This is a genomic window from Ensifer adhaerens (assembly GCF_002007205.1).
GTDB lineage: Bacteria > Pseudomonadota > Alphaproteobacteria > Rhizobiales > Rhizobiaceae > Ensifer > Ensifer adhaerens_D.
The window spans coordinates 507873-530661 of the sequence record NZ_LAZS01000005.1 but is presented as its reverse complement, the minus strand read 5'-3'; the positions used below and the strand labels follow the sequence as shown (position 1 = coordinate 530661).

At 63.8% G+C, this 22789-nt stretch carries 30 protein-coding genes; 14 read left to right on the top strand and 16 right to left on the bottom strand.

Annotated features, from left to right (window positions below):
* Positions 1-21 precede the first annotated feature (21 nt).
* Both XB14_RS06365 and XB14_RS06360 read right to left on the bottom strand, forming a co-directional pair.
* Positions 22-1461, bottom strand: coding sequence for a terminase large subunit domain-containing protein (locus tag XB14_RS06365; protein ID WP_077960806.1), 1440 nt, complete (start codon positions 1459-1461; stop codon positions 22-24).
* Positions 1346-1735 carry a hypothetical protein gene (locus tag XB14_RS06360; protein ID WP_143348256.1) on the bottom strand — a complete coding sequence of 130 codons (390 nt, stop codon included), beginning with the start codon at positions 1733-1735 and terminating at the stop codon, positions 1346-1348. Before XB14_RS06360 ends, XB14_RS06365 begins: the two co-directional genes overlap by 116 nt.
* A 397-nt stretch (positions 1736-2132) precedes the next feature.
* On the opposite strand from XB14_RS06360, the gene XB14_RS06355 reads away from it, so the two are divergent.
* The 5 genes from XB14_RS06355 to XB14_RS06345 all read left to right on the top strand — a co-directional run bounded on the left by XB14_RS06355 (position 2133) and on the right by XB14_RS06345 (position 4524).
* Complete coding sequence (locus XB14_RS06355) at positions 2133-2501, top strand: tetratricopeptide repeat protein (protein WP_077960805.1); 369 nt, start codon at positions 2133-2135, stop codon at positions 2499-2501.
* Between the two features lie 436 nt (positions 2502-2937).
* Complete coding sequence (locus tag XB14_RS33110; RefSeq protein ID WP_179119548.1) at positions 2938-3105, top strand: hypothetical protein; 168 nt, start codon at positions 2938-2940, stop codon at positions 3103-3105.
* Positions 3106-3338: 233 nt separating this feature from the next.
* Positions 3339-3470 carry a hypothetical protein gene (locus XB14_RS33730; protein WP_255380915.1) on the top strand — a complete coding sequence of 44 codons (132 nt, stop codon included), beginning with the start codon at positions 3339-3341 and terminating at the stop codon, positions 3468-3470.
* A gap of 199 nt (positions 3471-3669) precedes the next feature.
* Positions 3670-3990: a TonB family protein gene (locus tag XB14_RS06350; RefSeq protein WP_077960804.1), complete on the top strand. Its 321-nt coding sequence runs from the start codon at positions 3670-3672 to the stop codon at positions 3988-3990.
* 198 nt (positions 3991-4188) lie between these two features.
* Positions 4189-4524, top strand: coding sequence for a hypothetical protein (locus tag XB14_RS06345; protein ID WP_077960803.1), 336 nt, complete (start codon positions 4189-4191; stop codon positions 4522-4524).
* Between the two features lie 104 nt (positions 4525-4628).
* Here XB14_RS06345 and XB14_RS06340 read toward each other — a convergent pair whose 3' ends face one another.
* Both XB14_RS06340 and XB14_RS06335 read right to left on the bottom strand, forming a co-directional pair.
* Positions 4629-5177: a BA14K family protein gene (locus tag XB14_RS06340; RefSeq protein WP_077960802.1), complete on the bottom strand. Its 549-nt coding sequence runs from the start codon at positions 5175-5177 to the stop codon at positions 4629-4631.
* 124 nt (positions 5178-5301) lie between these two features.
* On the bottom strand, positions 5302-6366 hold the full coding sequence (locus XB14_RS06335) for a D-alanine--D-alanine ligase family protein (RefSeq protein ID WP_077960801.1): 1065 nt from the start codon (positions 6364-6366) through the stop codon (positions 5302-5304).
* A 186-nt stretch (positions 6367-6552) separates the two neighbouring features.
* Here XB14_RS06335 and XB14_RS06330 point away from each other — a divergent pair, with 186 nt between their 5' ends.
* Together XB14_RS06330 and XB14_RS06325 are read left to right on the top strand one after the other, a co-directional pair.
* Positions 6553-7134: a dienelactone hydrolase family protein gene (locus XB14_RS06330; RefSeq protein WP_077960800.1), complete on the top strand. Its 582-nt coding sequence runs from the start codon at positions 6553-6555 to the stop codon at positions 7132-7134.
* Between the two features lie 503 nt (positions 7135-7637).
* Positions 7638-8816: an SGNH/GDSL hydrolase family protein gene (locus XB14_RS06325; protein ID WP_077960799.1), complete on the top strand. Its 1179-nt coding sequence runs from the start codon at positions 7638-7640 to the stop codon at positions 8814-8816.
* Between the two features lie 179 nt (positions 8817-8995).
* Here the strand turns inward: XB14_RS06325 and XB14_RS06320 are convergent, their stop codons facing one another.
* Positions 8996-9574, bottom strand: a complete 579-nt coding sequence (locus XB14_RS06320; RefSeq protein WP_077960798.1) for an SIS domain-containing protein — start codon at positions 9572-9574, stop codon at positions 8996-8998.
* Positions 9575-9887: 313 nt separating this feature from the next.
* On the opposite strand from XB14_RS06320, the gene XB14_RS06315 reads away from it, so the two are divergent.
* The gene (locus tag XB14_RS06315; protein ID WP_077960797.1) at positions 9888-10352 is read left to right on the top strand and encodes a cupin domain-containing protein; all 465 of its coding nucleotides are present in this window, start codon (positions 9888-9890) and stop codon (positions 10350-10352) included.
* 157 nt (positions 10353-10509) lie between these two features.
* Here XB14_RS06315 and XB14_RS06310 read toward each other — a convergent pair whose 3' ends face one another.
* From XB14_RS06310 to XB14_RS32530, 4 genes are all read right to left on the bottom strand, one after another.
* Positions 10510-11115 (bottom strand): hypothetical protein, encoded by a 606-nt coding sequence (locus XB14_RS06310; protein WP_077960796.1) that lies wholly within the window; start codon positions 11113-11115, stop codon positions 10510-10512.
* A gap of 86 nt (positions 11116-11201) precedes the next feature.
* Positions 11202-11798, bottom strand: coding sequence for a helix-turn-helix domain-containing protein (locus tag XB14_RS06305; RefSeq protein ID WP_179119546.1), 597 nt, complete (start codon positions 11796-11798; stop codon positions 11202-11204).
* Positions 11788-12477 carry a hypothetical protein gene (locus XB14_RS32535; protein WP_143348255.1) on the bottom strand — a complete coding sequence of 230 codons (690 nt, stop codon included), beginning with the start codon at positions 12475-12477 and terminating at the stop codon, positions 11788-11790. Before XB14_RS32535 ends, XB14_RS06305 begins: the two co-directional genes overlap by 11 nt.
* Complete coding sequence (locus XB14_RS32530; RefSeq protein WP_143348254.1) at positions 12398-13135, bottom strand: hypothetical protein; 738 nt, start codon at positions 13133-13135, stop codon at positions 12398-12400. The genes XB14_RS32535 and XB14_RS32530 overlap by 80 nt, the downstream gene beginning before the upstream one ends.
* 804 nt (positions 13136-13939) lie before the next feature.
* On the opposite strand from XB14_RS32530, the gene XB14_RS06295 reads away from it, so the two are divergent.
* A complete protein-coding gene (locus XB14_RS06295; RefSeq protein ID WP_077961904.1) occupies positions 13940-14587 on the top strand; it encodes a S24 family peptidase in 648 nt (215 codons plus the stop codon).
* Between the two features lie 287 nt (positions 14588-14874).
* Here XB14_RS06295 and XB14_RS06290 read toward each other — a convergent pair whose 3' ends face one another.
* A complete protein-coding gene (locus XB14_RS06290; RefSeq protein ID WP_077960793.1) occupies positions 14875-15255 on the bottom strand; it encodes a hypothetical protein in 381 nt (126 codons plus the stop codon).
* Positions 15256-15414: 159 nt separating this feature from the next.
* On the bottom strand, positions 15415-15663 hold the full coding sequence (locus XB14_RS06285; RefSeq protein WP_077960792.1) for a hypothetical protein: 249 nt from the start codon (positions 15661-15663) through the stop codon (positions 15415-15417).
* A gap of 239 nt (positions 15664-15902) precedes the next feature.
* Between XB14_RS06285 and XB14_RS06280 the strand changes: the two genes are divergently transcribed.
* From XB14_RS06280 to XB14_RS06270, 3 genes are all read left to right on the top strand, one after another.
* Complete coding sequence (locus XB14_RS06280) at positions 15903-16334, top strand: hypothetical protein (protein WP_077960791.1); 432 nt, start codon at positions 15903-15905, stop codon at positions 16332-16334.
* Positions 16331-16522, top strand: coding sequence for a hypothetical protein (locus XB14_RS06275; RefSeq protein ID WP_077960790.1), 192 nt, complete (start codon positions 16331-16333; stop codon positions 16520-16522). The genes XB14_RS06280 and XB14_RS06275 overlap by 4 nt, the downstream gene beginning before the upstream one ends.
* A 106-nt stretch (positions 16523-16628) precedes the next feature.
* On the top strand, positions 16629-17033 hold the full coding sequence (locus XB14_RS06270) for a hypothetical protein (protein WP_077960789.1): 405 nt from the start codon (positions 16629-16631) through the stop codon (positions 17031-17033).
* Positions 17034-17067: 34 nt separating this feature from the next.
* On the opposite strand, the gene XB14_RS06265 is transcribed toward XB14_RS06270, so the two are convergent.
* The 3 genes from XB14_RS06265 to XB14_RS06255 all read right to left on the bottom strand — a co-directional run bounded on the left by XB14_RS06265 (position 17068) and on the right by XB14_RS06255 (position 18459).
* Positions 17068-17220 carry an entericidin gene (locus XB14_RS06265; RefSeq protein WP_077960788.1) on the bottom strand — a complete coding sequence of 51 codons (153 nt, stop codon included), beginning with the start codon at positions 17218-17220 and terminating at the stop codon, positions 17068-17070.
* A gap of 314 nt (positions 17221-17534) precedes the next feature.
* Entirely contained in the window at positions 17535-17978 is a 444-nt protein-coding gene (locus XB14_RS06260; RefSeq protein ID WP_234803982.1) for a hypothetical protein, read from the bottom strand.
* A gap of 127 nt (positions 17979-18105) precedes the next feature.
* Complete coding sequence (locus tag XB14_RS06255) at positions 18106-18459, bottom strand: hypothetical protein (RefSeq protein WP_077961902.1); 354 nt, start codon at positions 18457-18459, stop codon at positions 18106-18108.
* Positions 18460-18842: 383 nt separating this feature from the next.
* On the opposite strand from XB14_RS06255, the gene XB14_RS06250 reads away from it, so the two are divergent.
* Both XB14_RS06250 and XB14_RS06245 read left to right on the top strand, forming a co-directional pair.
* Entirely contained in the window at positions 18843-19829 is a 987-nt protein-coding gene (locus tag XB14_RS06250) for a glycosyltransferase family 2 protein (protein ID WP_077961901.1), read from the top strand.
* 217 nt (positions 19830-20046) lie between these two features.
* Positions 20047-20286, top strand: a complete 240-nt coding sequence (locus tag XB14_RS06245) for a hypothetical protein (protein WP_077960787.1) — start codon at positions 20047-20049, stop codon at positions 20284-20286.
* Between the two features lie 130 nt (positions 20287-20416).
* On the opposite strand, the gene XB14_RS06240 is transcribed toward XB14_RS06245, so the two are convergent.
* Positions 20417-21148, bottom strand: coding sequence for a class I SAM-dependent methyltransferase (locus XB14_RS06240; protein WP_158664978.1), 732 nt, complete (start codon positions 21146-21148; stop codon positions 20417-20419).
* Positions 21145-22716 (bottom strand): GMC oxidoreductase, encoded by a 1572-nt coding sequence (locus tag XB14_RS06235; protein ID WP_077960785.1) that lies wholly within the window; start codon positions 22714-22716, stop codon positions 21145-21147. The genes XB14_RS06240 and XB14_RS06235 overlap by 4 nt, the downstream gene beginning before the upstream one ends.
* Between the last annotated feature and the right edge of the window lie 73 nt (positions 22717-22789).

The window sequence follows — 22789 nt, the reverse complement described above, 5'->3', positions numbered from 1 at the left end:
ACAGGGTCTGCGGTGGGCCGATCAGAGAACCTTCCGATCGGTAAAAGCCCAGGCGGCGCTGTCCGCCTTCATCCGGGCAAAGCGTTTCATCATCAGCGCGTAGCGGCTCGCCGAAATCACGTCGTCGCGTTCCTTGACGATCCGGCCGTCCTTGCGGTGGTAGAGCCTGAATTCCTCGAACCATTCGCCGGCGGTGGAAAACACCTTGAAGCGCCCGGTCTGCATGCGTTGCAGCATGTCGGAGATGCCGGCCTCGACGCCGTTGCTGCCGTCATCGAAGGTCGCCCGCTCGGGCAGCATCACGAGCCCCTGCCAGCGATATTGCGCCGCCAGCTGCTCGCCCGAGCCCTTGTCGTGCTGCAACCCGTCATGCGGCCAGGCCCAGGGCAGCCAGGGCCCCCAGGGCTTCAGGCTTGCGGCATGGATGATCGGCGTCGCCTGGCGCTCGCGGTAGCAGCGGGTCACGTAGAAGACGTCCGCATCGCGATCCCAGGCGCAGAGCACTGCCGCAAAGGGGTGGTCCCAGCCGAAATCGAGCCCGCCGATCTGCACCCAGTGGCGCGGGATCTCGAAGGGCTCGACCCGGATCTGCTCCTCCGTCACCGGGAAGATCCGGCCGGAACCGAGCGTCGGCACGCCCTTCGTGCGCGCTTCCTTCTCGTGCGCCGGGTAGCTCGCGATGATCTTCGCGCGTTCCTCCGGTGAATAATGTTCGGCATCGTCGATCGTCATCGTCACCACGGTCCGGTCCTCGGAGGGTTCCAGCAGATAGCGGCTGACGACCGAGCTCATGCCCTTGAGTGGCGTAAACGTCACGGCGACCGAGCCGCCCGTCGCATTGGTGCGGGTGATGCCCTCGAAATAGACGTCTTCCGGCGGCTCCTCGTCGAACCAGACATAGTCCACCGTGTTGGCCTGCCATTTCGCCCGGCCCTGTTCATAAGCCTTCAAGAGCAGCGTCGAGGTACCGCCCGAAGCGCGACGCACCGTGACGCTGTCGAGCGCACCGGAAGCGCTCGATCGTCGTGTCCAGCCGGCAAGCGCCGATTTCGGCAGATAGCCCGTGCCCCACTCCTCTTCGCTCATTGGCGGGCCGACGAGCAGCCGCTGCACGCCATCGCGTGTCAGCTCGTGCGATTCCGAGCCGCCGATCATCGTGATCGGCCGGTCGAACCGTCGGCCCGCCCACCAATGAGGATAGTCGCCTGTCAGGTGCATTGCCGCTTCCGCGGCCCCCGCCAGCGTCTTGCCGAGCTGGTTGCCGGCCATGAACAGCCGCTCGCGAAAGCGCGCGCCTGCCGCGTGAAACTCGGTCTGCTTCGCATAGGGACGGTAGTAGGAGAGCCTATTCGTTTTCTGCCGCCGCCCGATCTCCATCGCCAGTTCCATCCGCTCCCGAAGCAGCGAGGAAAGGCCTGATGGTCTGGTCGAGCTTGCGGATCCGCTCGAGGAGTTGTTCATCCGTCATCTCGCCCATCTGGTTTGGATTGATCGCCACGTCCTTCGGCATCAGCGCCGCTATCGTCTTCAGGAAGTCGTTTGGGCTCTTCTCGATCAGCGCATGGATCGCGGCCGCACCTCGGGCTTCCCAGGCCGAAAGCATGTCTTCGAGAAAAAGCTCGCCGAGCTTGCTGCGCACTGCCTTGCGCGTGCGGGGCCGGGGGATTGTCGTCCCTTGACCGCTTCTCGGCAGAAAGCGCCCGGTCTTCGGGTCCTTGGCAGGTTTCACTGTCATGGGATTTGCTCCAGCGCGTGGGCACGAGGCAAATGCTCCTGCTGCGCAAATTGGATCGGCGGCCGTGACGGCGCGGCGCGCCTTAACCGCCGAACGGCGCCTCGGCATCCGTGACCGCCAGACCGGCGGGCAGGCAGCAAGCGTGACTGCCGATCACAGAAAAAGCTGGGTGTCACGCCCGATGTCACGCCTGCAACCTTGACTTCAGGTTGCATTCAGTCATCAATACCGCTTACCGGGTTGCTCCGTATCGGGTGCGTCTGGCGCAATGCATCGCAAGCGCTCCTGCTTCACCGGCAGTGGCCAGGGAAAAGCCAAATTAGTTCAAGATTTTGAGTAGTTTTCCAGCCTAGCAGTCCAGCCGCGGGAACCATGCAATGAATGCAACAGGTGCCAGATGATCCGCAACACGTTCGTGAAGTTGAAGACCATTTTCACCCCGCGGCCGTCCGCCACGAATATCTCGCCCAGGTTGCTTGAATTAGCCACTTCCGGGAACGTCGACGCCCAGGCGAAGCTCGCCGAAATCTATTTCAATGATGGCGGCGAGGAGCACTACGCCGCATCGCTACACTGGAACCGACAGGCGGCTCGCCAGGGTCATCCGGCCGCCCAGGCGCGCCTGGTCACGATCTATCAAAGGGGGCTTGGCGTCGAGCGCGACCCGAAGGAAGCCTCGCGCTGGCTGCGCAGCATCGGGCAGCCGCGCCCGCGCAGCGAGCCCGCTCGCGCCGTCTCCAGCAAGGTCGCCAAGCAAGAGGCATAGCGGGACATCGTCCCTCGTCTTCCTCACGGCGAACGGCGCGGAATGACCGCAAGCGCCGATCGGAGATGGTCCGAAGGGAGCGTCAGGCGTCCGCCTCCCCACATCTGCCCACGCCTGCCAAATGCTGGAATCAAAAAGGCCGCTTCAATGACGAAACGGCCAGCATGGAATATGCTTAGCCCGCTTCCCGTCGCTTGGCAAGCCCCTTCGCCAAAATTTGTTTCCGTTTTGTTCGATTTCTCCCGGCTGCCCGATCGCGTCTTCCGCCCTCCTCTCCAGCCCATGCGCTCGATCGGTGATATAATCGCAAACGCCGTGCAAAGCCGCTTGCGCCGTCGGCCCGTGTCGGGGGCTGCGGCCTCGCGGCGGCAGCAGGGTTGATCCGTTTCGATGAGGCGGCGGCCAGGGGCCGCTCCCCCGACCACGGGAGGTTCCCATGACACGACGATGCCTGATCGCCGCCGTTTGCGTAGCGCTTCTTGCGGCTGCCGGCTGCACCACCGACCAGGCGAGCCGCACCAGCGCCCCGGCTCCAAGCCCCAGCTACCAGGGCATGCAAGGGGGCCAAGGCATGAGCCAGGGCGGAGGCTCGGGCGGCTATTGACGTAGCCCATGGCCCCGCAGCGTGAAACCGGCGCCGCTCAGCTCTGGTTCAGCTCACCGGCGGCGGAGAGCCGCCCTCTGCGAAAGCTTCGGCCGAACACGCATCGCATCGGCGCCAATCGGATTGAACATTTCGGGCCGACGCGCGTTGAGTAACCATGACGCGCATTCTCGGTGCCGCGCCATTTGTTTGCGCGCATTCTGTGTTAAGCTTCCCTTCGGGAGGAAAATGCCATGGAGAATTTCTTCGCACTCGCCGCCATCGTCGTCGGCTCCGCCATATTGGGGCTGGCGCTCGCCTACGGCTTCCGCCGCAAGGACGCGCACCGTCCTCCCGAACATGACGACGCCCGGCTGAAGTTCTAGAGCGCGAGGTTCTTCAGCAACACAGCGCTTGATGTGAGCCTTGCGTCGCGCCGTCTGTGCGCGGAGGGCATGCCATCCTTCGCTTTTGCAATCTCCGCGAGAATCATTCAGACGTTACCGAACGTCATTCTTGCCAGAGCCCCCATGAAATCCCTCACCCGCCTGCTTGTCGCTGGCCTCATCGCCGCACTGCCGCTGCATGCTGCAGCCGAGCCGTCCTCGACGAACTAAGTGGGACAGCCAGGTCAGGAAGCTTTTCATGAAGAATCTCGCGGCTCCAAAAGAAAACAGGCCCGGGGAATGGCTGGTCGTCGTTGAAATCGTCGTTCGACGGGACGGTCGCGTCCGCAGGTCGTCGATCCGACAATCGTCGGGATTTGCGGCAGCAGACGCGGCCGCCATGTTGATGCTTAAGAAAACAGCACGGCTGCCGGCCTTCACGCCCGACATGAATGGCTCAGAGCGGAAGCTCACCATGCCCGTCATGTTCGTGAGCAAGGGATCGGCCGCGGGTCGCTAGAGCATGCGCACAAGTGCGCAGCGGCTTTTGCGATTACGACATGGCCGAGGGATCGTGACGCGCCGCCCTGGCGTCGCCACCGAATGGGCGAAGGCAGCTTCGTTTCCGGTCCTTGTTCGCTCTCTGCTCCTTCCACCGGAACCTTTCTCCTCCCCTCGCCTTACTCCATGGACATGCGCAATCCAAGGAGATGCGAGGATGAGCAAGGCGAACCCCAAATCACGTGATATCAGGCAGAAACCGGAAGACATGCCGCAACCGGCCGAACCGACCGTCGCACCCATCGGCAAGATCCCGCGCTTGCCGGCCGACCAGGTGCCGCAGGGCGATGACCTGCCGTTGGGAGGTCTGGGCCGCGTGCCGCCGGTTCCGAGCCGCGATGAGGCGAATGTGAGCCCGGACGACGCCCTGCCCGAAGACAGCGAGGAAAAGATCCTCGACGACGACCCGGGGCGCGAAAAGACCGCTTCGACGAGGCACTCCCGAAGAGCAGCCGCTAAGTCATTGCGCGCAAAACTGCGCAGCGGCCTGTGACAACGCCCTTCAGAAACCTAAGCGGTTTGACCCGCTTGCAGGCGCCAAACGAAAAGCCCGCCGATCAGGGCGACCGGCGGGCTTCTTCAAGCAAAGCGCCTTGCTCAGAAATAGGGCGAATAGCACTGCTGGCGCGGGCCGCCATAGGGCTGGAAGCTGTTGTCATAGGCGCGGTAGGAGCGGTAGCGCGAATAGCACCAGTCGGCGTGGCGCGGGTTGACGCCGGTCTCGTAGCGACGCGCTGGCGGAGCGGCGATCGCGCCGCCGATGATGACACCGGTGCCGAAGGCCGCAAGCGGGTACCACCAGCCGTCATTGTGGCGGCGATAGCCGTAGCGTTCGTAGCGATAACCGCGGTGGCCGTTATAGTAGCCATAGCGGTGGCCGCCGTCCCAACCAGGGCGCGGTCGATAGCCGCCATGCCAGCCTGGCCGCGGGCGGTAGCCGCCGTCCCAACCGGGGCGCGGGCGATAGCTGCCGTGCCAGCCCGGCGGACGCCGGCGATAGTGGCCGCCGTTCCATTCCCGGTGCTGCACCAGTTCGACGTCGCTCTTCTGCACCCGCTCGATGGCAACCGCCGGCACGGCATTCGCCGGCGTGATGCCCGAAAGAGCCGTAACCGCCGCCATTACGACGATGGCAATCTTCTTCATCTCATCACCTGTCCGTTTGGAAACAGGCGCCAGTTTCGCGGAATGACGTGAACCCACAATGAATGCGATATGCCTAATATGATATGCAACCTGAAGGCGGCATCCGGGTCCGAGTTTCCGTCCCCTATCCGCGCAGTTTCAGCGCATGCGCGATCAGCGTCTCCACCACTTGCTCATAGGCAATGCCGTCGGCGGCAAGCGCCTTGGCGTACATGCTGATATTGGTGAAGCCGGGAATGGTGTTGATCTCGTTGATGATCAGGCTTCCGTCGGCGCGCAGGAAGAAATCCACCCGCGCCATCCCCGCGCAGGCAAGCGCCCGGAAGGCCCGCGCGGCCATCTCCTTGGCCGCAGTGATCACCTCGTCGGAGAGATCGGCCGGCGCCTGCACGATCGCGCCGCCGGCATCGACATACTTTGCGTCGTAGCTGTAGAAGCCATGGCTTTCGGCCGGAATGATCTCGCCTGGCCGCGATACGGTGAGCCGGCCTTCGGCATCCTCCAGCACCGAGCATTCGATCTCCCGCGCCCGGACGAACTCCTCGATCAGCACCTTGTCGTCGTGCCGGAATGCCTCGTCGAGCGCGGCTTGAAGCGCGTCCAGGCTGTTGACGCGGCTGACGCCGACGGACGATCCCTGCCGCGCCGGCTTGACGAAAAGCGGCAGCCCCAGCGTTTCGAGCAGGGCTTCGGCCGGTTGTGCATCGCCTTCATGAACGGCGATTGCCCGCGCGACCGGGATTCCCTCGGCCACCAGCAGGCGCTTGGCCAGCGCCTTGTCCATCGCCGCCGCCGAGGCCGCGACGCCGCAGCCGACATAGGCGACATCCGCCGTCTCGGCATAGCCCTGCACGGTCCCGTCTTCGCCGAAGGGCCCGTGCAGGACCGGAAAGATGAGATCGATCGCCGGCAGCAGCCCTTGGCGGCCATCGGCGGCGATGGTAACCGCCTGCCCCTTGCCGCCTGGGATGAGCGCCACTTGCGTTCCCGAAGCGGGGATCGCCTGCGGCAGCGCGCCGTCTTCGAGATCGACGAGCAGCCAGCGGCCGTCCTTGGTGATCCCGATCGGCACGATCTCGTAGCGGGCGCGGTCGAGCGCCCCGACGACGTTGCGCGCCGACATCAGCGAAACCTCGTGCTCCGCCGACCGGCCACCGAACAGCACGGCAATGCGCAACTTCCTCGTCATGATCGTTTTCCCTCCAGAATCATGGTGCAGGATCCGCAACCAAGCGGTCGAAGATGGCAAGAAGAGGTCAAAAGGCCCGCCAGGCGCCGGAAAGGGAATATCCGCCCCAGCGGTCGGGCCGCCGCTTGAAATTACAGAGACGGCATACAATTGATGCGCGAACGCTCGTTTGAAGGAAAAGCTGCCATGGCCGAAATCCTCGTGTTCCACCATGCCCAGGGACTGACCCCCGGCATGCACGCCTTTGCCGATGACCTGCGCGCTGCCGGGCATGTCGTGCACCTGCCCGATCTTTTCGAGGGGCGCACCTTCACGAGCATCGAAGAGGGCCTTGCCTTCATCGAGGCGACCGGCTTCGAAGCGATGCGCGAGCGCGGCGTGCGCCTCGCCGAAGCGCTTCCGGAAGATCTCGTCTATGCCGGCTTCTCCTTCGGCGTCCTGCCGGCACAAAAGCTCGCCCAGACCCGCCCCGGCGCCCGCGGCGCCCTGCTCTTTTATTCCTGCATACCGATCAGCGGCCAATGGGCCTTCGGCCCCTGGCCTGAAGGCGTTCCGGTGCAGGTCCACGGCATGGACAACGACCCGGTCTTCGTCGGCGAAGGCGATATCGACGCCGCGCGCGAACTCGTGGAGAAGGCCGACGATGCCGAACTCTTCCTCTACCCGGGCGACCAGCACTATTTCGCCGACAGTTCGCTGCCGTCCTATGATGCCGCGGCAACGGCGCTTCTGACCAAACGGGTGCTTGCCTTCCTCGAGCGCGTCTGAACCCTCGCCGGGCGGCACCAGCCATCCGTGGGCCCATCAGATCGGCGACGATTAGTCATGCTCTCATCCGCAGATTGGCTGCGCATCTCCGACATTCATCGCAGGCCCCACTGTTGAGGTTGCTCTTTTCGCCCCACCTGTTCGTATTATTTCCAATATTCCTGGTGATCTCCACTATGTACGAAGATCACCCCAATAGTTTGAATTTTGAAATAAAACCATTTGAATTACATTACTTCTGAAAATTCTACTATCTTACTTTCGCCACAACGTTGACACTGCCGCGCAGATATTTTCTAAATGGCGAAAAGCGCAACAATATCTTTCGAAATTACTCGCCACCCACGGATGCCTCCTTTGAACAAGCCTTTGCCAACAACCATTCACCGGCTGGACCTGTACCGGTTCGCCGCGCCCAACCTGTTGCGTCCGGGCCATGCGGCGCCCTGCGGAGCCTGGCGTTCTAGCGAGCTTTCCCCGACCGGTCTTGTGGCGGTGAAGCCATGAAGCTGAAGACGCTGATCATCGGCGGTTCCAACACCGTCATGCAGCCCGGCTATTTGCCCTCGCTGCTTTCCACCATGGCGCGGCGCGGCATCGAGCTCGACATTGTCGCGGATCTCGCGGTCGGTGGCACGACCAGCGCCTTCGGGCTCTACCAGCTCAAGATACGCGAGCAGGAGCTTGCCGAGTGCGACCTGCTTGTCATCGAATATGCGCTGAACGACGCTTTCGTCTACGGCGACGAGCGCCGCCCGTTCCGGCATTGGGCACGGTTCTACGAGGGCATCATCCGCTTTGCCCGCGAGCACAATCCGAACCTGAAGATCGCGACCCTCGTTTTCGGCGCCCGCAACGGTTCGTTCCTGACGGCCGTCCCCTCGATCGATGCCGGCATCAACTACATCTCGCAATGGTACGGGACGATCTGCGTCGACGTCTCCCGGCTGCTGATGCAGCGCTTCGGGCGTGACGTGGTTGGCCATGCGAGCTTTTACTCCGATCAGGGCCATTATGCCCGGCCGGTGGCAACGACCATCGTCGCCAATCTGATTGCGGATGAACTGGAGCCGGCCCTTGCAGCCGCGCATCGCCCGGCGGCGCTGCCGCCGGCCGTCGATCCCGAACATTTCGCCGGCGCCCGCGCGCTCGATGGTGTCTGGCTCGCCAAGCGGCTCGGCCGGCCGGTCGTTGAGTACAGCAACCGCCGCTTCTCGGTGGCGGCGGTCGATCTCGGGCGGGACAAGCTGCGCTTCGAGGTCGAAAAGGGAATGCTGCTCGCCCTGAACTATGTCTGTGAGCCGCGCACCCCGGCGCTCGATATCCGGATGGGCGACGACATGCACCGGGCAGCCCTGCTCAAGGGCGGCGTTCGCGACGGCGTCTACAAGTTCCTGGTCTCGATGCTGAGCTTCGAGTTCCTCTATGGAACGACGCTTCTCGACATGCAGCAGACCCGTTCGCTGGTTCTGTCTGCAGGCGCGGAGGCGGCCGAACACAAGCTGCATGTGCCGCGGGACAGCATCCGGCACGATGCGTTCCCGGCCGAACCGGCGCTGCCGGTCGCCGGCGTTCTCTTCACCGGCAACCTCAAGGCCTGCGCCATCGAGAAGGCTGACGCCGGCCCGCCTGCGGAACAACCCGTGGCCGCGGAGCAGGAGCTTGCCGCACAGGGCGCTTGAGACGCCTCTCTGCTTCGTCACGGCTACGACAGCGGTCGCATCGGCGAAGGCGACCGCCTGTCCGCACGCGACCTGCTTACGACCCCGCGCACTTCCCGGCGATCCGCCATCGGGCACCGCCTGACGGACCGCGACGCCCGCATTGTCCGCGAGCAAAACCCGATACGGCCGTGACCGCGCTAAACGTTGTCGAGACGTGCCAGGCGGCCGAGGTAACCGCCGTGATGGCGCGCTCCGTATTCGCGTCTGCTGAACCCCCTGCTTTCCATGACGGCCATCGCGATCGCGTCGCTGACGGCCAGCATCACGGCAATGCTGGACGTGGGCGTCATGCCGATCGGGCATCCCGTCTCCTCGACGTCTCCCATGTTGACGATGATGTCGCAGCAATCGCGAAGGGATGAGTCCGGATGGGATGTCACGCCGATGTGCCTCGTCACGCCGAGGTGACTGGAAAGTTCGATAATCTCCAGCACTTCGCGTGATTTGCCGCTGGTCGAAAATGCGATCATCACGTCGTTTCGGCCAACGATGCCCAGGTCGCCATGGGCCGCCTCTGCCGGATGCAGGTAGACCGCAGGCGTACCAGTGGAACACAGCGTGGCCGCAAACTTCTTGGCTATGTGCCCGGCCTTGCCGATGCCGGTGGTGAGAATTTTCCCTTGGCATTCCAGGATGACGCGCGCCGCCTCCTCGAAATGCTCATCGACTTCCACGGCAAGAATGGCCGCAGCTTCCGCCTCGAGCACCTTCCGCATCCGCTGTCTTATATCCAATGACATGGCCTCTCTCGCAAAAACGACTGTGGGAACTGCAAAGACTGCGCCAAGCTGCCATACAACCCTTCCTCGCAAAAGGCCGCAGCCACGCCGTTCCGGCAGGCCCCCTCGCCTTGTGCGGTCCCGCGCCTCGATCGACCGTCTCCTCCGGCGACGTCGAGGCCTCGGGATCGCGGCCACACTGGCGTCCTGACTGGATCGTCCTCATGTCGCCGCCGATGCATGCGAAGATCCTGACCACGACGAGCGCGAGCGGGCAAACCGCTGCAGCAAGTTTCGAGAGGATATTGCGATGCGCAACAGTGAACCGAAGACCTTCGTCCTTGCCGGCACGGCCATGAAGCGGCTGCTCTCGGGCCATGACACCAAGGGCCAATTCTGCCTGTTCGAAAACGTGAGTGGCGGCGACACGCAAACGCCTGTTCATGTGCACGCGAACGACGATGAAACCATCCACATGCTGGAGGGAGAAATGACCGCCGTCGTCGACGGCACCCCGCGCCGGCTGACTGCGGGCCAGAGCATCTTTCTCGCGCGCGGCGTGCCTCATCAGCTGTTGAATGCCAGCCGCCGGCCGGCACGCTATCTTCTCATCGGCACGCCGGCCATTTTCGACCGGTTCCTGGAGGAAGCCGGCCGCGAGCTCCGGCCCGGCGAAGCGGCCAGGCCGCCGACGCCGCAAGAGCTTGACCGCCTGCGCGCGGCAGCGCCCAAATTCGGCATCACCCTGCTCGCCGCCTGGCCAGCCGGTGGCTGAGAAACGCCAAAGCATCGGCCCGCAGCGCGACCACCGCTTTTCAAGGAACAACTCCACCCGTCGGCCGACCTGCTACCTGAGCGGTCAACGGCAACCTCTCCACTTCCCCGGAGAATTACCGTTGATGGCCGCGTCGTCGACCGGTCCGGAAACGGGCTCAGCCCGCCTCCTTCTCCCGCGACAGCCCCAGATGCCAGTGCAGTTCGGTCAGCCCGCGCTTCAGCCAGGCGAGCTGCGGCTCGGGCATGGTGCGCAGCATCTCGTAGTCCATGATGCAGACGTTGAAGACCGTGGTCTTCACCTCCGGCCCGTCCTTGAGCTTCAGCAGCACACCTTCGAGTTCCATCATCCGGTTTGCCGCCTGGCGGGCGCTGCGGGCGCGCTCGGCGCTGGTTTCGCCGGCAAAGCCCTTCACGTCGAAGAGCGACTGCGCCCGCACGCTCGGGAAAGGAATGCCGGTGAGGCTGTAATAGCGCGCCATCTGCCGGCCGTATTCGTCGCCGGCCTCGCGCTCATGCGCGGTCAGCTTGCCGTCGAGGAACATGCGGCCAAGCGTGTAGCCGGCAAAGGCGCTGGCGACGTCTGCGTCGCGCCTGCCGGCAAAATGCATGCGCCGGCGCGCCTCCAGCGCCACGGAGCAGACCTCCCGCTCGCTCTCGCCGTGCTTGATCTGCCCGCCGGGATAGCGCGCCACATTGGCCTTGCGCGGCCGGCCCGCCCGGCTGGCGCGCTTGATGCGGATGCGCTCTGCCTTGGATGTCATGGTCTCTTCTCCTTTTGCAATCGCCAGATGCCCTTGCCCGCCGCGCCTGTCCGCAGCGCCGGCCGGGGTCGAAATTCGTCGGGAAGTCAAAGTGCCGGTGCGCCGGTCCCGTCGGCGCAGCCATCGGCAAGCGGCCGACCCGGCCGGTGCGCCCGTCCTCGCTGCCTGATGTCACCGGGCTCGCGCTTGTTGACGGCATGCAGCACCGAGGTGTGATCGCGCCGAAAGATCCGCCCCAGCGCCGGCAGCGAAAGATCCGGGCGCTCGTCGTAGACGGCGGTCATGCAGCGGTGTCGCGGTTCGACAAGCCGCCGCTCGCGGCCAACCCCGATGATCTCCTCGAAACGGACGCCGGGATAGGCGCCAAGCACCTCCTCGATGATCGCGCGCACCGGGCGCCGTTCGAACAGATCGCTGTTGGCCTCAGCCGTCGCGCCGCAGATCAGCCGCGCCTGCGAAAGGATGCGCGCTTCGGCGTCGGCGAGCGCCAGTTCCAGTTCGAGTATCCGGCTCGCCTGCGCCCGCACCTGAACGGCGACAACGCCGACGAGATCGTCGAGCGTCGCCGGTTTTGCCGCAGCAGCGCCCGCCTCGTCGGCCTCAGCCGGCATCGTTGCCGCAAGCCTGTCCGAGGCGCCATCCGGTGCCCGTGTTGTCGTGAAATCATTGCCTTCAGGCCGCATGGGAAGCCTCCCTCGAAACGGATGGATTGAGATCTGCAAGCTCGGCGCCCGCCACGCGGCCGTCGCGAAATGCGCTATGCGCCGCCGGATTTTGCGCGGGCGTGTCATCGGGGCGCATGTCGGCAGCACTCCATTCGGTCAGGACGCTTGCGCCTTCTGCCGGTCCTCCCAGGGAAGCCCCGTTCCGCCCGGCCTTTGCCGCCGCATGCGCCTGATGAAAACCTTGGACCAGTGCGCGCACCCGGCTGCGGCTTGCCGCCGATCGGCGATCGTCTGCCGGGCGCGGTGTCAGCGCGGCAACCATCTCGCGTTTGCGGGCAAGATCCGCCCTGAGGCCCAGCACCTCCGCCTTGGCGAGCGCTGCCAGCACCGGCGGTTTGGGGATCGTGCCGAGAAGCACGTTCGGATTGGCGGCATAGTCGCCGCGGATCAGTTTTTGCGTCGCTGCCGAAAGCCCCGAGCTCGGCACGCCCGAAAGCGCATAGTGGTAGACTGCAACGATCTTCCTCGGCTCGATCGTCGGGGGCATGGTCATGCCGGCGGTCTGCATCGCGTCGAGGCTGCGCAGAACCGCCGCCTCGGTGACTGAGGCCAGCCGCTCAGTGAGCGCGGTAATCTCCCGGTCCAAGGTCGAAAGCCGGGCCTCCGCCGGCGAAATCATCATCTCTGAATAGGTCATTGTTCTCGTTTCCGCTGCGTTCGTTTCCATTGAGTTCATTTGCAATTGTCTGTCGGCATTCCCGCTGATGGCGGGCAAAGGCGGTCTCCTGCGGCGGTGCTTGCGGGTGATGGCCGCGACGGCCCCGCCCGGCGCCGCCCGGCCCTCGGCCGCCGGCGTTGCGCATCCAGTTCCGCCAGGTTGCGGCCCAGTCGAGCTTGCTCGCGTCGCGTCCGGACTTGGCGCGCCAGTAGTCGCGGAACTTGTCGAACTCGACGCTTGCCTCGGCCCGGGCGAAGCCGAGGCCGCCGGCAAAGGCCCAGTCGGGCTCGAAATCTTCGGGCAGACGCATCGCCCGGCCACTCCGCCTGGAACCTGCCGCAAGCGCCGCAGTGCGGATCGGCCGGTCGCCGTCCCCACCCGGATTCGGGTCGGGAGAGTTAGTTTCTTTAGGGGGTGCGGGGGAGCTTTCTTTATCAGAGAGGGCACCGTCAGCCGTCACCGTGACATCGCGTGACGTCACGCGGGCGCGGCGGCGCTGCTGCCGCTCGCGGTCACTCGCCCGGCGACGCTCGATCTCGGACACGTGGCCCGCCTCGGCGGCGCGTACGGCAGAAAGGATCATCTCGGGCGATGCGCCCGATTGAACCAGGGCCTCGACAATGGCGGTGATACGCATGCGCCTAAGCCCTCGCCGGCTGCCGGGAAACACGGCGCTCCGCCCCACGGCCACGTCGAAACGCAGCTTTGGAACAAACCAGCCCGGTCACAGGCGGCCTTAGTGCTGCGTCCGCGTTCAAGAACCCGCGCCTTCCCGGCGCCCCTTCGTTCAGATCATCATCATCCATGCCGTTTTCCCATGCCTTCCCCGTTTGACCGTCCCCTTCGGCACAGCCATTCCGTCGCGCCTGTCGCGCGCCCGCTTCCGATTGTTCTCCCCGTCGTCGGCCAAGTCGGCCGCCGGCCAAGACGTCCAGCCACCCCTCAGGTGGAGAGCCGGTCGTCTTTCCGTCCGACCCCACCGCGCACCACGCCCCCACGAAGGGAGGCGCCGCGACGGCCGCAGCCCGCTGCCTTGCAGCAGCCGGCACGCATCGTGGGCGCGCCGGCTGCCACGACACCGACTGCGCGCACGTCGCCGGCCGCAGACCGGCATCGGCCCCGCGTGGCAAATCATGCGCCGGCTCGCCGGTATCGATTGGAAAAGCGAGAGGTCGCCGGGGAGGAAACGACGGCCTCTCGCCTGGATCACCGCACGGAATGCGGCGATCGATCCTCGATTGCGCCCCCGACCGGCGTCGACTGAAACGGATCGATCATCCACATCCAGTCCGCTCCCCGGCCCTGTTGGCGCCATGACGGACGTTGCAGCGGTTTCTGCCGCTCATTTCCGTTGACATCCTATTCATAGTAGGATTTCTTATTGCCATCAAGAGGAAAAATCCTATTGGACGACGGAAACGGAATCTGGGATGCCAGTGCCATGGACGAATTGCGCCACCTCATCCGGGAAGCAGTCGACGCGAAGAAGACGACCTACAAGGATCTGTCGATCGCGATCGGGAAGAACCATGCCTATATCCAGCAGTTCGTGGAACGGGAGACGCCGCGGGAACTGCGCGAGCGCGACGCCCGCGCGATCGTCGAGCTGATAACGGGGGCTGCCGCCGGCGAAGCCGCCCCAAAGCGTGCGCCTGGCTTCGCGCCGCAGATCGTGCCCGGCGAGCAGCTCGTCGGCCATCGGGACCTGCCGATCTTTGCCGCCGCCCAGGGCGGCGACGGGCACGTGATCGTCACCTTCGATGCGGTCGAATATGTCAAGCGCCCCTCGGTGCTCGAAGGCGTCAAGGGCGCCTACGGCATCTACCTCACCGGCAGCTCGATGATCCCGGCCTATGAGCCCGGCGACATGGCGCTCGTGCACCCGCACCTGCCGCCGGCGCGCGACAAGGATGTGGTGCTTTACCACGTGCCCCCCGCCAATGATGCCGAAGCGATCATCAAGCGGCTGGTCTCGTTCAACGACCGCGAATGGACCCTCAGGCAGTACAACCCCTACCTGGAGTTCACCGAGAGCCGGGTCGAATGGTCCTTCTGCCACCGGGTCGTCGGCAAATACAGCGCGCGGTAGGCAGGCGCGCACGGCAAACAATCACAGGGCTTCAGAGGGATTGAGGCGCAATCCGATCGGGATCGCCCGGGCAGTCGCGCCTTGAGGCGCGCCGCAATCTTCCGTGCCGCTCGTCGCGCTCTCAAGCGCGTCGCGATCTTTCAGATTCGCTCGGTGCGCTTTAAGTTGTTGATTTAACGCATGTCGTAACTGCAAAACCGCTGTGCACTTTTGCGCGACATGCTCCAAGTGTTTGATTTCTCTCTCACCGCCACCGCAAGACAACCACACCCGTTGCGTGAGTTGCCTTAGTCGGAACACCGATCGACCAAGGCCTGAAACGCAGCATCGATCGCTGACCGAGGACTGTTTGCGACCACCCAGATCGGATCGGTCGCAGCGACGACCCTGTCACCGGAACCACCAAGGTCAGTCGCCCCAACCGCCTCTAAAATGGCGCAGGCGCGCTTGCTCCTGCGATTGAACGCAAGCTCGAACACGGCTTCTGGAGGCCCGGCAAGATCGGCAAATACCTGCACGACATAGGCCCGAAATTCGCGCCTGTCGTCGCAAAAGTTGATCTGTCGCAGGAGCGTGGGGCTCAACTCGACGTCGTCAACCGGAATGGGCGGAGACCAGAATTGACCGGTAGACGGCGCGCGGGCTGGACGACTGTCGACGGACATCATTTCACGCCTCCCTCCCAACGTTGAGCGACGACATTATCACGGAGCCCTCAGGTCGTGACCAGTAAATTTGAGTGGCCCCCATGCGGAGAGTGCTTTTTGCGACCACTCACAGATCCGACCGTTACGGACCAGGCCGACGCATCCTGGCTCCGGCGGTCGTCACGCTGCCATCGCCTCTTCGATGTCCGTGGGCAGGTCGCCGATCGTAAAGAGCACCGTCGCATCCTCGAACTCACCGGTCGCCAGGTCGCCTGAACGGCTGAAGGCGATCACCCCGACCTTGGTCGCCACCAGCCTCTCGGCCAGCCTGCGGGCATGCTCGGGTCCGGTCGCCTGCACCGGATCGTCGGCGAGAAACGCGCCGCGGCTCCCGAGTGTGAAGCTCTGAACGACGAAGTAGGTGATCATTCCATGCTCCCTTTCCGCCACCTGAAATGGCGCCCTCACCGTGCCGCAATCACCCGAACAAAACAAGAACAAATAATGCGCCATCGACAAGTTGAGCAGGACGCTTCCTGCCGGTAGTGCTTTTCCTATTGACTAGGAAATAGGATTTTTCCTATATTGAGCAGCAACACAACCGGAGGGGCCGACAGGAAACCCGAGAAGGGTGTTCCAGCACGCACCTTAAACAGACGAGGTGAACGATGCCCGATGCGATCTCCGCCGGCGCCGCGACGGCGATGACCGCCGCCCCCTTCCTCCAGCGCCGTGAAATCATCCTCGTCTTGATGACGCTCGGCGCCGGCACCTTCTGCGACGAAAGCGACACGACAGGAACCACCTACAAAACCGCAGCCGATTGGCTCAATGTCCACGATGGCGAGCATGTGGAACGCTTGATCCGCTTCGATCTCGACGCGCTTCACGGCGAAGACGTCACCGAGACCGTCGCCGATGCCTGGCTAGACGGTTTCGACCAGAGCCCCGAGGAGGAACACAAGGTGCCCGCCTTCGTGCGCACATCGCAGGCCTGGGAACGCTGGTGCGCCGATTTCGGCACGCAGCGCGCCCCCCTGCGCCAGGCCGTCCACGGCACCCTCAACCACCGCCAGCAGTTCGGAACCGGCCTGCGATGACCGCCCCGCTCGACAAATCCGCCCTCTTTGCGGCAATCGAAGCCTTCTGGGAAACGGAGGGCGGCAACGACCGCGGCATCGAGGCGGCGATAGCGGCCTATCTGCAGCGCCAGGGGCTTTCCGCCTTCGACGGCATGGCGACGCGCAAGCGCGCAGCACTCGCCGCCGCCACCGCCCGACCTGCATGATCTCCGCTTGGGCCCGCCCCGCCCCGTCACGCGCCCAATATTGGCCGTCTGCATTTATTTACGAACATGCTAATGAATTAGAAAGGCATCGCGGAGGAGACGGTCCATGCCAAGGCTTGCGCATCTCTATTTCAAGACAGCAATCATTTTCCTGATCATTGGCCTCTGCATCGGCCTGCACATGGCGATCAGCCAGGATCACGCGGCAACGCCGGCACACGCCCATACGAACCTGCTCGGCTGGGTGACGATGGCGATCTTCGGCATCTATTATGCGCTCAATCCCGCCAAGGCCGAGCGGCGGCTCGCGCTCATCCAGTATTATGTCTACACGTCGGGCGTCGCCGTGCTCGCACCGTCGCTCTATCTGATGACGACAGGCAGGCCCGAGATCGAGCCCATCGTCGCTGCTGCGTCGATCGTCGCCTTCCTCGGGGTATTGTTGTTTGCCGTGGTAATCTTCAGCAGCGCCCAAGCCCCCGCGCGCGCCAGCACCGCCCCGCTGCGCTAGCCGGCCTCGGCGACCGGCGCCTCGCGCCGGTGCGTCACTTCGATGTCGACTTCAGCACGCGATGGGTCGCATCATCCAGCGCGTGGCCGGTCTCGACACCGTCCTGCCGAAAGCCGCGCGCCGTGTTGGCGCAGGCCGAGAGCACAAGGACCGCCAGGCACAGGAGCGTGAGCATCGCCTTTGACATGATCGCCTCCGTCGTTTCCTCCGATCGGAAATGAAGCGCCGGCGGGCAAAGTCAATCGATGGCCCGAAAATGGGGACTGACGAAGGGAAAGTCAGACGCGCCACCCCGCCACGCCCGCATGCGGCTGCGCCATTTTATTTTAGCAAGCGTACCAGAATCACCGAATCCGGCCTTTCCCGGGCTGCCGCATGCGCGTTAGCTTCCGTACCGCGCAGTACGTTCTTTGTGGACTGCGCTTCCCCGCACCCTGAGCCATTTTGGGTGCCTGCTTGCCCCGCCCTCGTGCGGGGCTCTTTCTTTCTTCGCCTCCGGTCTCAATCGACCTTGAACACCGCATCGCCGACGAAGACGATGACATATTGTCCATTCTCGCCGTCGCGCGCCCAGCGTTGAAGCGTCGCCGCATAGGGCGCGCGTTTCCAGGCGTCGGGGTGGTCCGGGTCAACGAGAACCGTCACCTGCGGCCCCTGGCGATAGATCATCATGTGCGAGCGCGCGGGCTCCCAGACCTTCCCCATCGTCTCGTCCGTGCGCCAGAGACAGAGAAAATCGCGACAAAGCTGCGGTCTGTCCACATAGATCCGGCATCCTGTGCCCGTGCAATGCCGACACCAGGCATTCGCCGGCTTTTCCAGCGCATCGATATCCGGCAGGCGACAGCAGAGCGTGCAGCTGCCACAACCCCGCTCGGCAAGCGGAACGGCGTCGAGTTCGGCGAGAGCGGTTATCGGCATGGCGGCTTGAGGCAAGGCGGTCATGGCCCTGACCTATCACCATCGCCCGCGACTGGGAAACGACTATTCCCAAAGCACCCTTCCGGCCGGCCGCCGGAAAACGGTTACCCGCCGGCCAAGGCCGTCATGCTTTAATCGGGACCACGAACGCCTATCCGATTCGCGGGCAGCCGCTGCGGTTCGCCAGATAGATCCGGGCATATCGGCCGCGTCGGGTTTCGCCTTCGACGACGATCCGGTTGCGGCCCATCGAAGCAATTTCCGGATCGCGCAGACCGGCGCGATAGGCGCGGCGCAAGGCCTGGCCGGGACTGCAGCCTCGCGGACGGACATAGTCTTCGTCGTCGTAATAACGCCGCTCGCGACGGTAGTCGCCGCCGTCATAGTCGCGCTCCGGACCGATATAGAGGTCGAGACCCTGCGCCGGCGCAATGGCGGGCATTGCGCTGACCGAGCCCGCGGCCACCATGGCCGCCAACAAAAGCTTGCTTATCGTATTCGTCATGTCTGCCTCCTCCACTTCTTGCGCATCCGCGCGAACATGGATGAAGGAGAAACCGCGCAGCGGGCGAAAAGTTTCGGAAAAACGCCGCGGCATCGGAAAGCATCCCCGCGCCGACCCGCTCCTATGCCGCCATCGCCGGTTGAAGGATACGCGCGGAAACTGTAGCGCCCGGCCGCGCTCCACGTGTGCGGGCTACTCGACACAGGGGTTTTCGCTCCCCATATCCCACTGCGATCGTATGGATTGCCACGCCTGTGCTTTTCATTTAGTCCGGGATTATATTATTTATGACAGATGTCAGATTGAGCATGACCGATATCGCTTATCCCTTCGAGAATCGATCCGATGCCGAAACGATCGCGGATCGCAGCCTCTTCGATCGCATCGCGACCTGGTATGAGACGACCAAGGTCGAGCGGCGTGAGCGCAGGATGAACCATGCGGTCGATCTGCGCTGTGTCAGTCCCCAGGGGCAGACGTCGCTCTATCCAGATGATCTGCCGCTGATCTTCCTGACGCGCAACGACGCCAAGCTCATGCCCGGCTTCCTCGCCCACTACCGGTCGCTGGGGATCACGCGCTTCATCTGTGTCGACGATGCCTCGACCGACGGCACGCGCGACTATCTGCTCTGTCAGCCGGACGTCGACCTGTGGGCATCCTCGGTCCGCTACAAGGATGCCCGGCGCGGACGCGCCTGGAGAGAATCGCTGTTTGCCCTCTACGGTGGCGAACGCTGGTACGTGAACGTCGATTCCGACGAGTTCCTGATCTATGACGATTGCGAGAACCGCACGCTGTGGTCGGTCATCCACGCGCTGGAGGACCTGAAGATCTCGCGCCTGCCGGCGCCGATGCTGGACATGTACCCGGTCGATCTCGGGGCCGCCGACATCGATCAGTTGAAGACCAGCGCGCCCTGGGACGTCGCCGATCACTTCGACGGCCGCGGCTATGCGCTGGCGACGACGAAGCGCGCCATCACCATCAAGGGCGGCGCCCGCCACCGCGAATTCGAATCGGACCTGGAACTGATCAAGTACCCGCTGATCTATTGGGACGAGGACTGTCGCTTCGGCCCCAGCATCCACCAGCCGCTCCCCTACCAGCGCAACTTTTCGACGATCCTGGGCGCGCTTTTGCACTTCAAGTTCTTCGCCGACTACCAGAAGGTCATCAACGACGCGGTCGCCGACGGACAGTATTTCGATGGTTCGGCGGCCTATGCGAAGATGACGGATGCGCTGTCGAGCACCGGCGCGCTGCAACTCTTCTCCGATTCCTCAATGAAGTTCGGCGGATCGCAGCAATTGCTGCGGCTCGGCTTCATCACTCCCGTGCCAAAGGCCCACAACGAAGGCGGTCGATAGCCGGCGAACGTTTGACGCTACACCTGGCGAATGCCTTGATCGTCTCATAGCCTCCGCGAGGCGGTGAAATGCACTGCTGCGCCCCGTTCCTCAGGCAAATTCCGCCAGGTGCGGCCGCGGAAGGCCTTTTTCAACCGACCCGCGAACTCGCCCGTTGATAATTCGACCAACTGCTCCATTTACAGGTCTAAGGCACTTAACCTGAGGAGAAGCCTGCATGAATCGAAACACACTCATCGGTATCCTGGTTGTGGTCGTGCTCATTATTCTTGCCGTCGTCTATCTCCAACCGGCAGCCAACCAGCAGGCAACTGAGACGGCGCCGGCGACAACGACGACACAGCCGGCAACGACCGAGCAGCCAGCGACGACCCAGCAGCCGGCAACGACTGACCAGTCGACGACGCAGCCTGCGACCACGCAGCCGTCCACGACCCAGCCTGCGACGAGCCAGTAGCCGAGCGATAGCGCCCAGCGCTGAAAACGCAATCACCCACGGACAACGTCCGTGGGTGATCTTTTTTCTCAAGCTTGCAAAGGCGAGGCGGCGACAGGCTATGCCCCGTCGCCGCGGGGCAGAGCCCGCGTTATTTCCTCACTACGGCCTGGATATTGGATGGCATCATCGAATCGATCTTGTGATCGTCGGTGTACTTCCACGTGGTGTCGTATTGCTGGGTAATGAAGACGTCGAAGAACCGGGCCGAGCGCGCCATGAGCTCGATGAACGGGCGCGCCAGCGGAAACACGTCGCACTGCAACAGGATGCGCTGCATCAGGATGCCGATCGTTTCGAACGGCATGCTCGAGCCGCGCAGGTCCTCGATCTCGCTCCAATCCTTGAACAGCAACTTGAACGAAAACGGCGTGAAGTGGAAATAGTTCTCGGGCCCCTCGTGGAAGGAGAACACCGCGGAGGCGGAAATGATCAGCTTGCCGTTCGGCTTCAGGATCCGGCGCATGTCGTCGATCAGCCGCTGCGGATCGGGAACATGCTCGAGCAGACCGGTGCAGAGCACGATGTCGTAGCTTTCGCTCTCGATAGCGTCGAGGTGATAGTGCGTGTCGACGACGAGGTCGGCATTCTTGCGATCGGACTTCGACACCAGGAACGAGTTCGGGAAAAACTCAGTATAGTCAACGTCTTCGGTGTGCACGATGATCGTGCGCTTGTTCGAAGCATTTTCCTGGCACAGCCGGACGAGGTTCTTCGTCGAAAGCTTGCCCCCAAAGTAGTTTTTCCGTGAGAGCTTCTGCCAGCGCGTGCGTTTCGCGCGCTGTTCTTTTCCGCTCAGTTCCGGGGAAGTCGTTTCCGTCATGGAGCACCCGCCTTTGTTTTGTGGCGCTGGCATATCTTATCGGCTGTCAATATTGCAAGCGCCATGACTGTCAGCACGGGGTTGGCATAGCCGTAGGAAGTGAAGACCGAAGCGCCTGCCGCATAGAGGTTGTCGACCCCGTGCACACGGCCATCGCGATCGATGACCGACATGTCGGCCGAGCGCCCCATGCGCGTCGTTCCCATGAAATGGGAATGGATGCCGGTGATATCCCAGGGCTTGCCCGCCGGCGGCAGCGTCGTGATCAGCTTGCCGATATTGTGGCGCTGGAGAAGCCCGGAGAGGTCGTCGAGAAAATCGCGGATCGACGCCTGGTCCTCCTCGGTCAGCGACCAGCGTACGACACCCTTCGGCAGACCATGGGGATCGCGCGCTTCGCTGAGCTCCACCCTGTGCTCGGCATTGGGATGCTGATCGAAGAAGCCGCGCACGACCAGGATCGAGCCGCCCGGCCCGAGCAACCCCATCTTGCCGATGACGTTGAAGGCGACCTGGCCGACGACGGCCAGAGCCGAGGTCAGGCGGCGGCGCAAGGTCGATTGCGGGCGATCGCCCCCCTCACCGGCTGCAACCACATGCTGGGCATGTTCGAGAAGCTTCAGCCCGATCGATTCGAAGCGCGGCGAAAACTGGACATAATGGTTGAGCTGGCCCTGCTTCCGATCCTTGCGCACGCCCACACCGAAGCGCAGCGAGCTGCTGCCACTCTTGTGGTCGCTGAACAGCGGCCCTGCCGTCTTCACCGTCTTGAACAGATGGATGCGCCCGACATTCGCCTTCGGATGGGTGGAAAAGAAGCGACCGATATTGTCGTTTGCCAGAAACGCGCCCTGGCGGCTGTTCAGCATGATGCGGGGATTTTCAAGCCCGCCGGCGCAAAGCACGAAATCGGGGGCGGAAAGCTCCACGACCCGCCCCTCGCCGATCGCCGCCCGCACCGCGCCGACGCGATCGCCCGCCGCGTTGGGGACCACCTGCAGCACGCGGCAACTATAGACGATGGTGAGATCGGGGTTCTTGCCCGCAAGTGCCTTCAGGTAGTCCTGCCCGTTGAAGGCCGGACGGCTCCACTGAAAGCGCTTGACGGAAACGGCCGGGTCGGAGACGAAATCCCGCCACGGCGCCGAGGCGCCGTCATAGGCCGGCACGCGGTCGATATCGCCGATCGGCTTCAATTGCAGCAGTTCCAGCGCCTGCTTGTAGTAACCATCGAGCTCGGCGCGCTCCAGCGGCCAGTCGTTGCCGGACGTCAGGTCGGCGTCTTCAAGCGGCGCGACGCGCCCGGACCAGAGGTTCGTCGCCCCGCCGATCTGGAAGGAAAGCCCGAACGGCTCCTGGTTATCGATCTCGAAGAAGGGCGAGCTGTCGGAGTTGACGAGATTGTCACCGGTTTCAAGCAGCGTGACCTTCAAACCCTCGGCCAAGAGCCGCGTCGCCATGGCGCAGGCAGCAGCCCCGGATCCGACGATCAACACATCGGAGCCGATCGCCTGCAGGGCCTCGTCGCTGCAGTTGCGCGCGTCGATAATATTCCTGGTATCCGTCATCGGTGCCGTACTTCCACCCAAGCGCCGGATGGAATACGGGCCTCGCCCCGCTCCGGCTTCTTTACCGTCATAG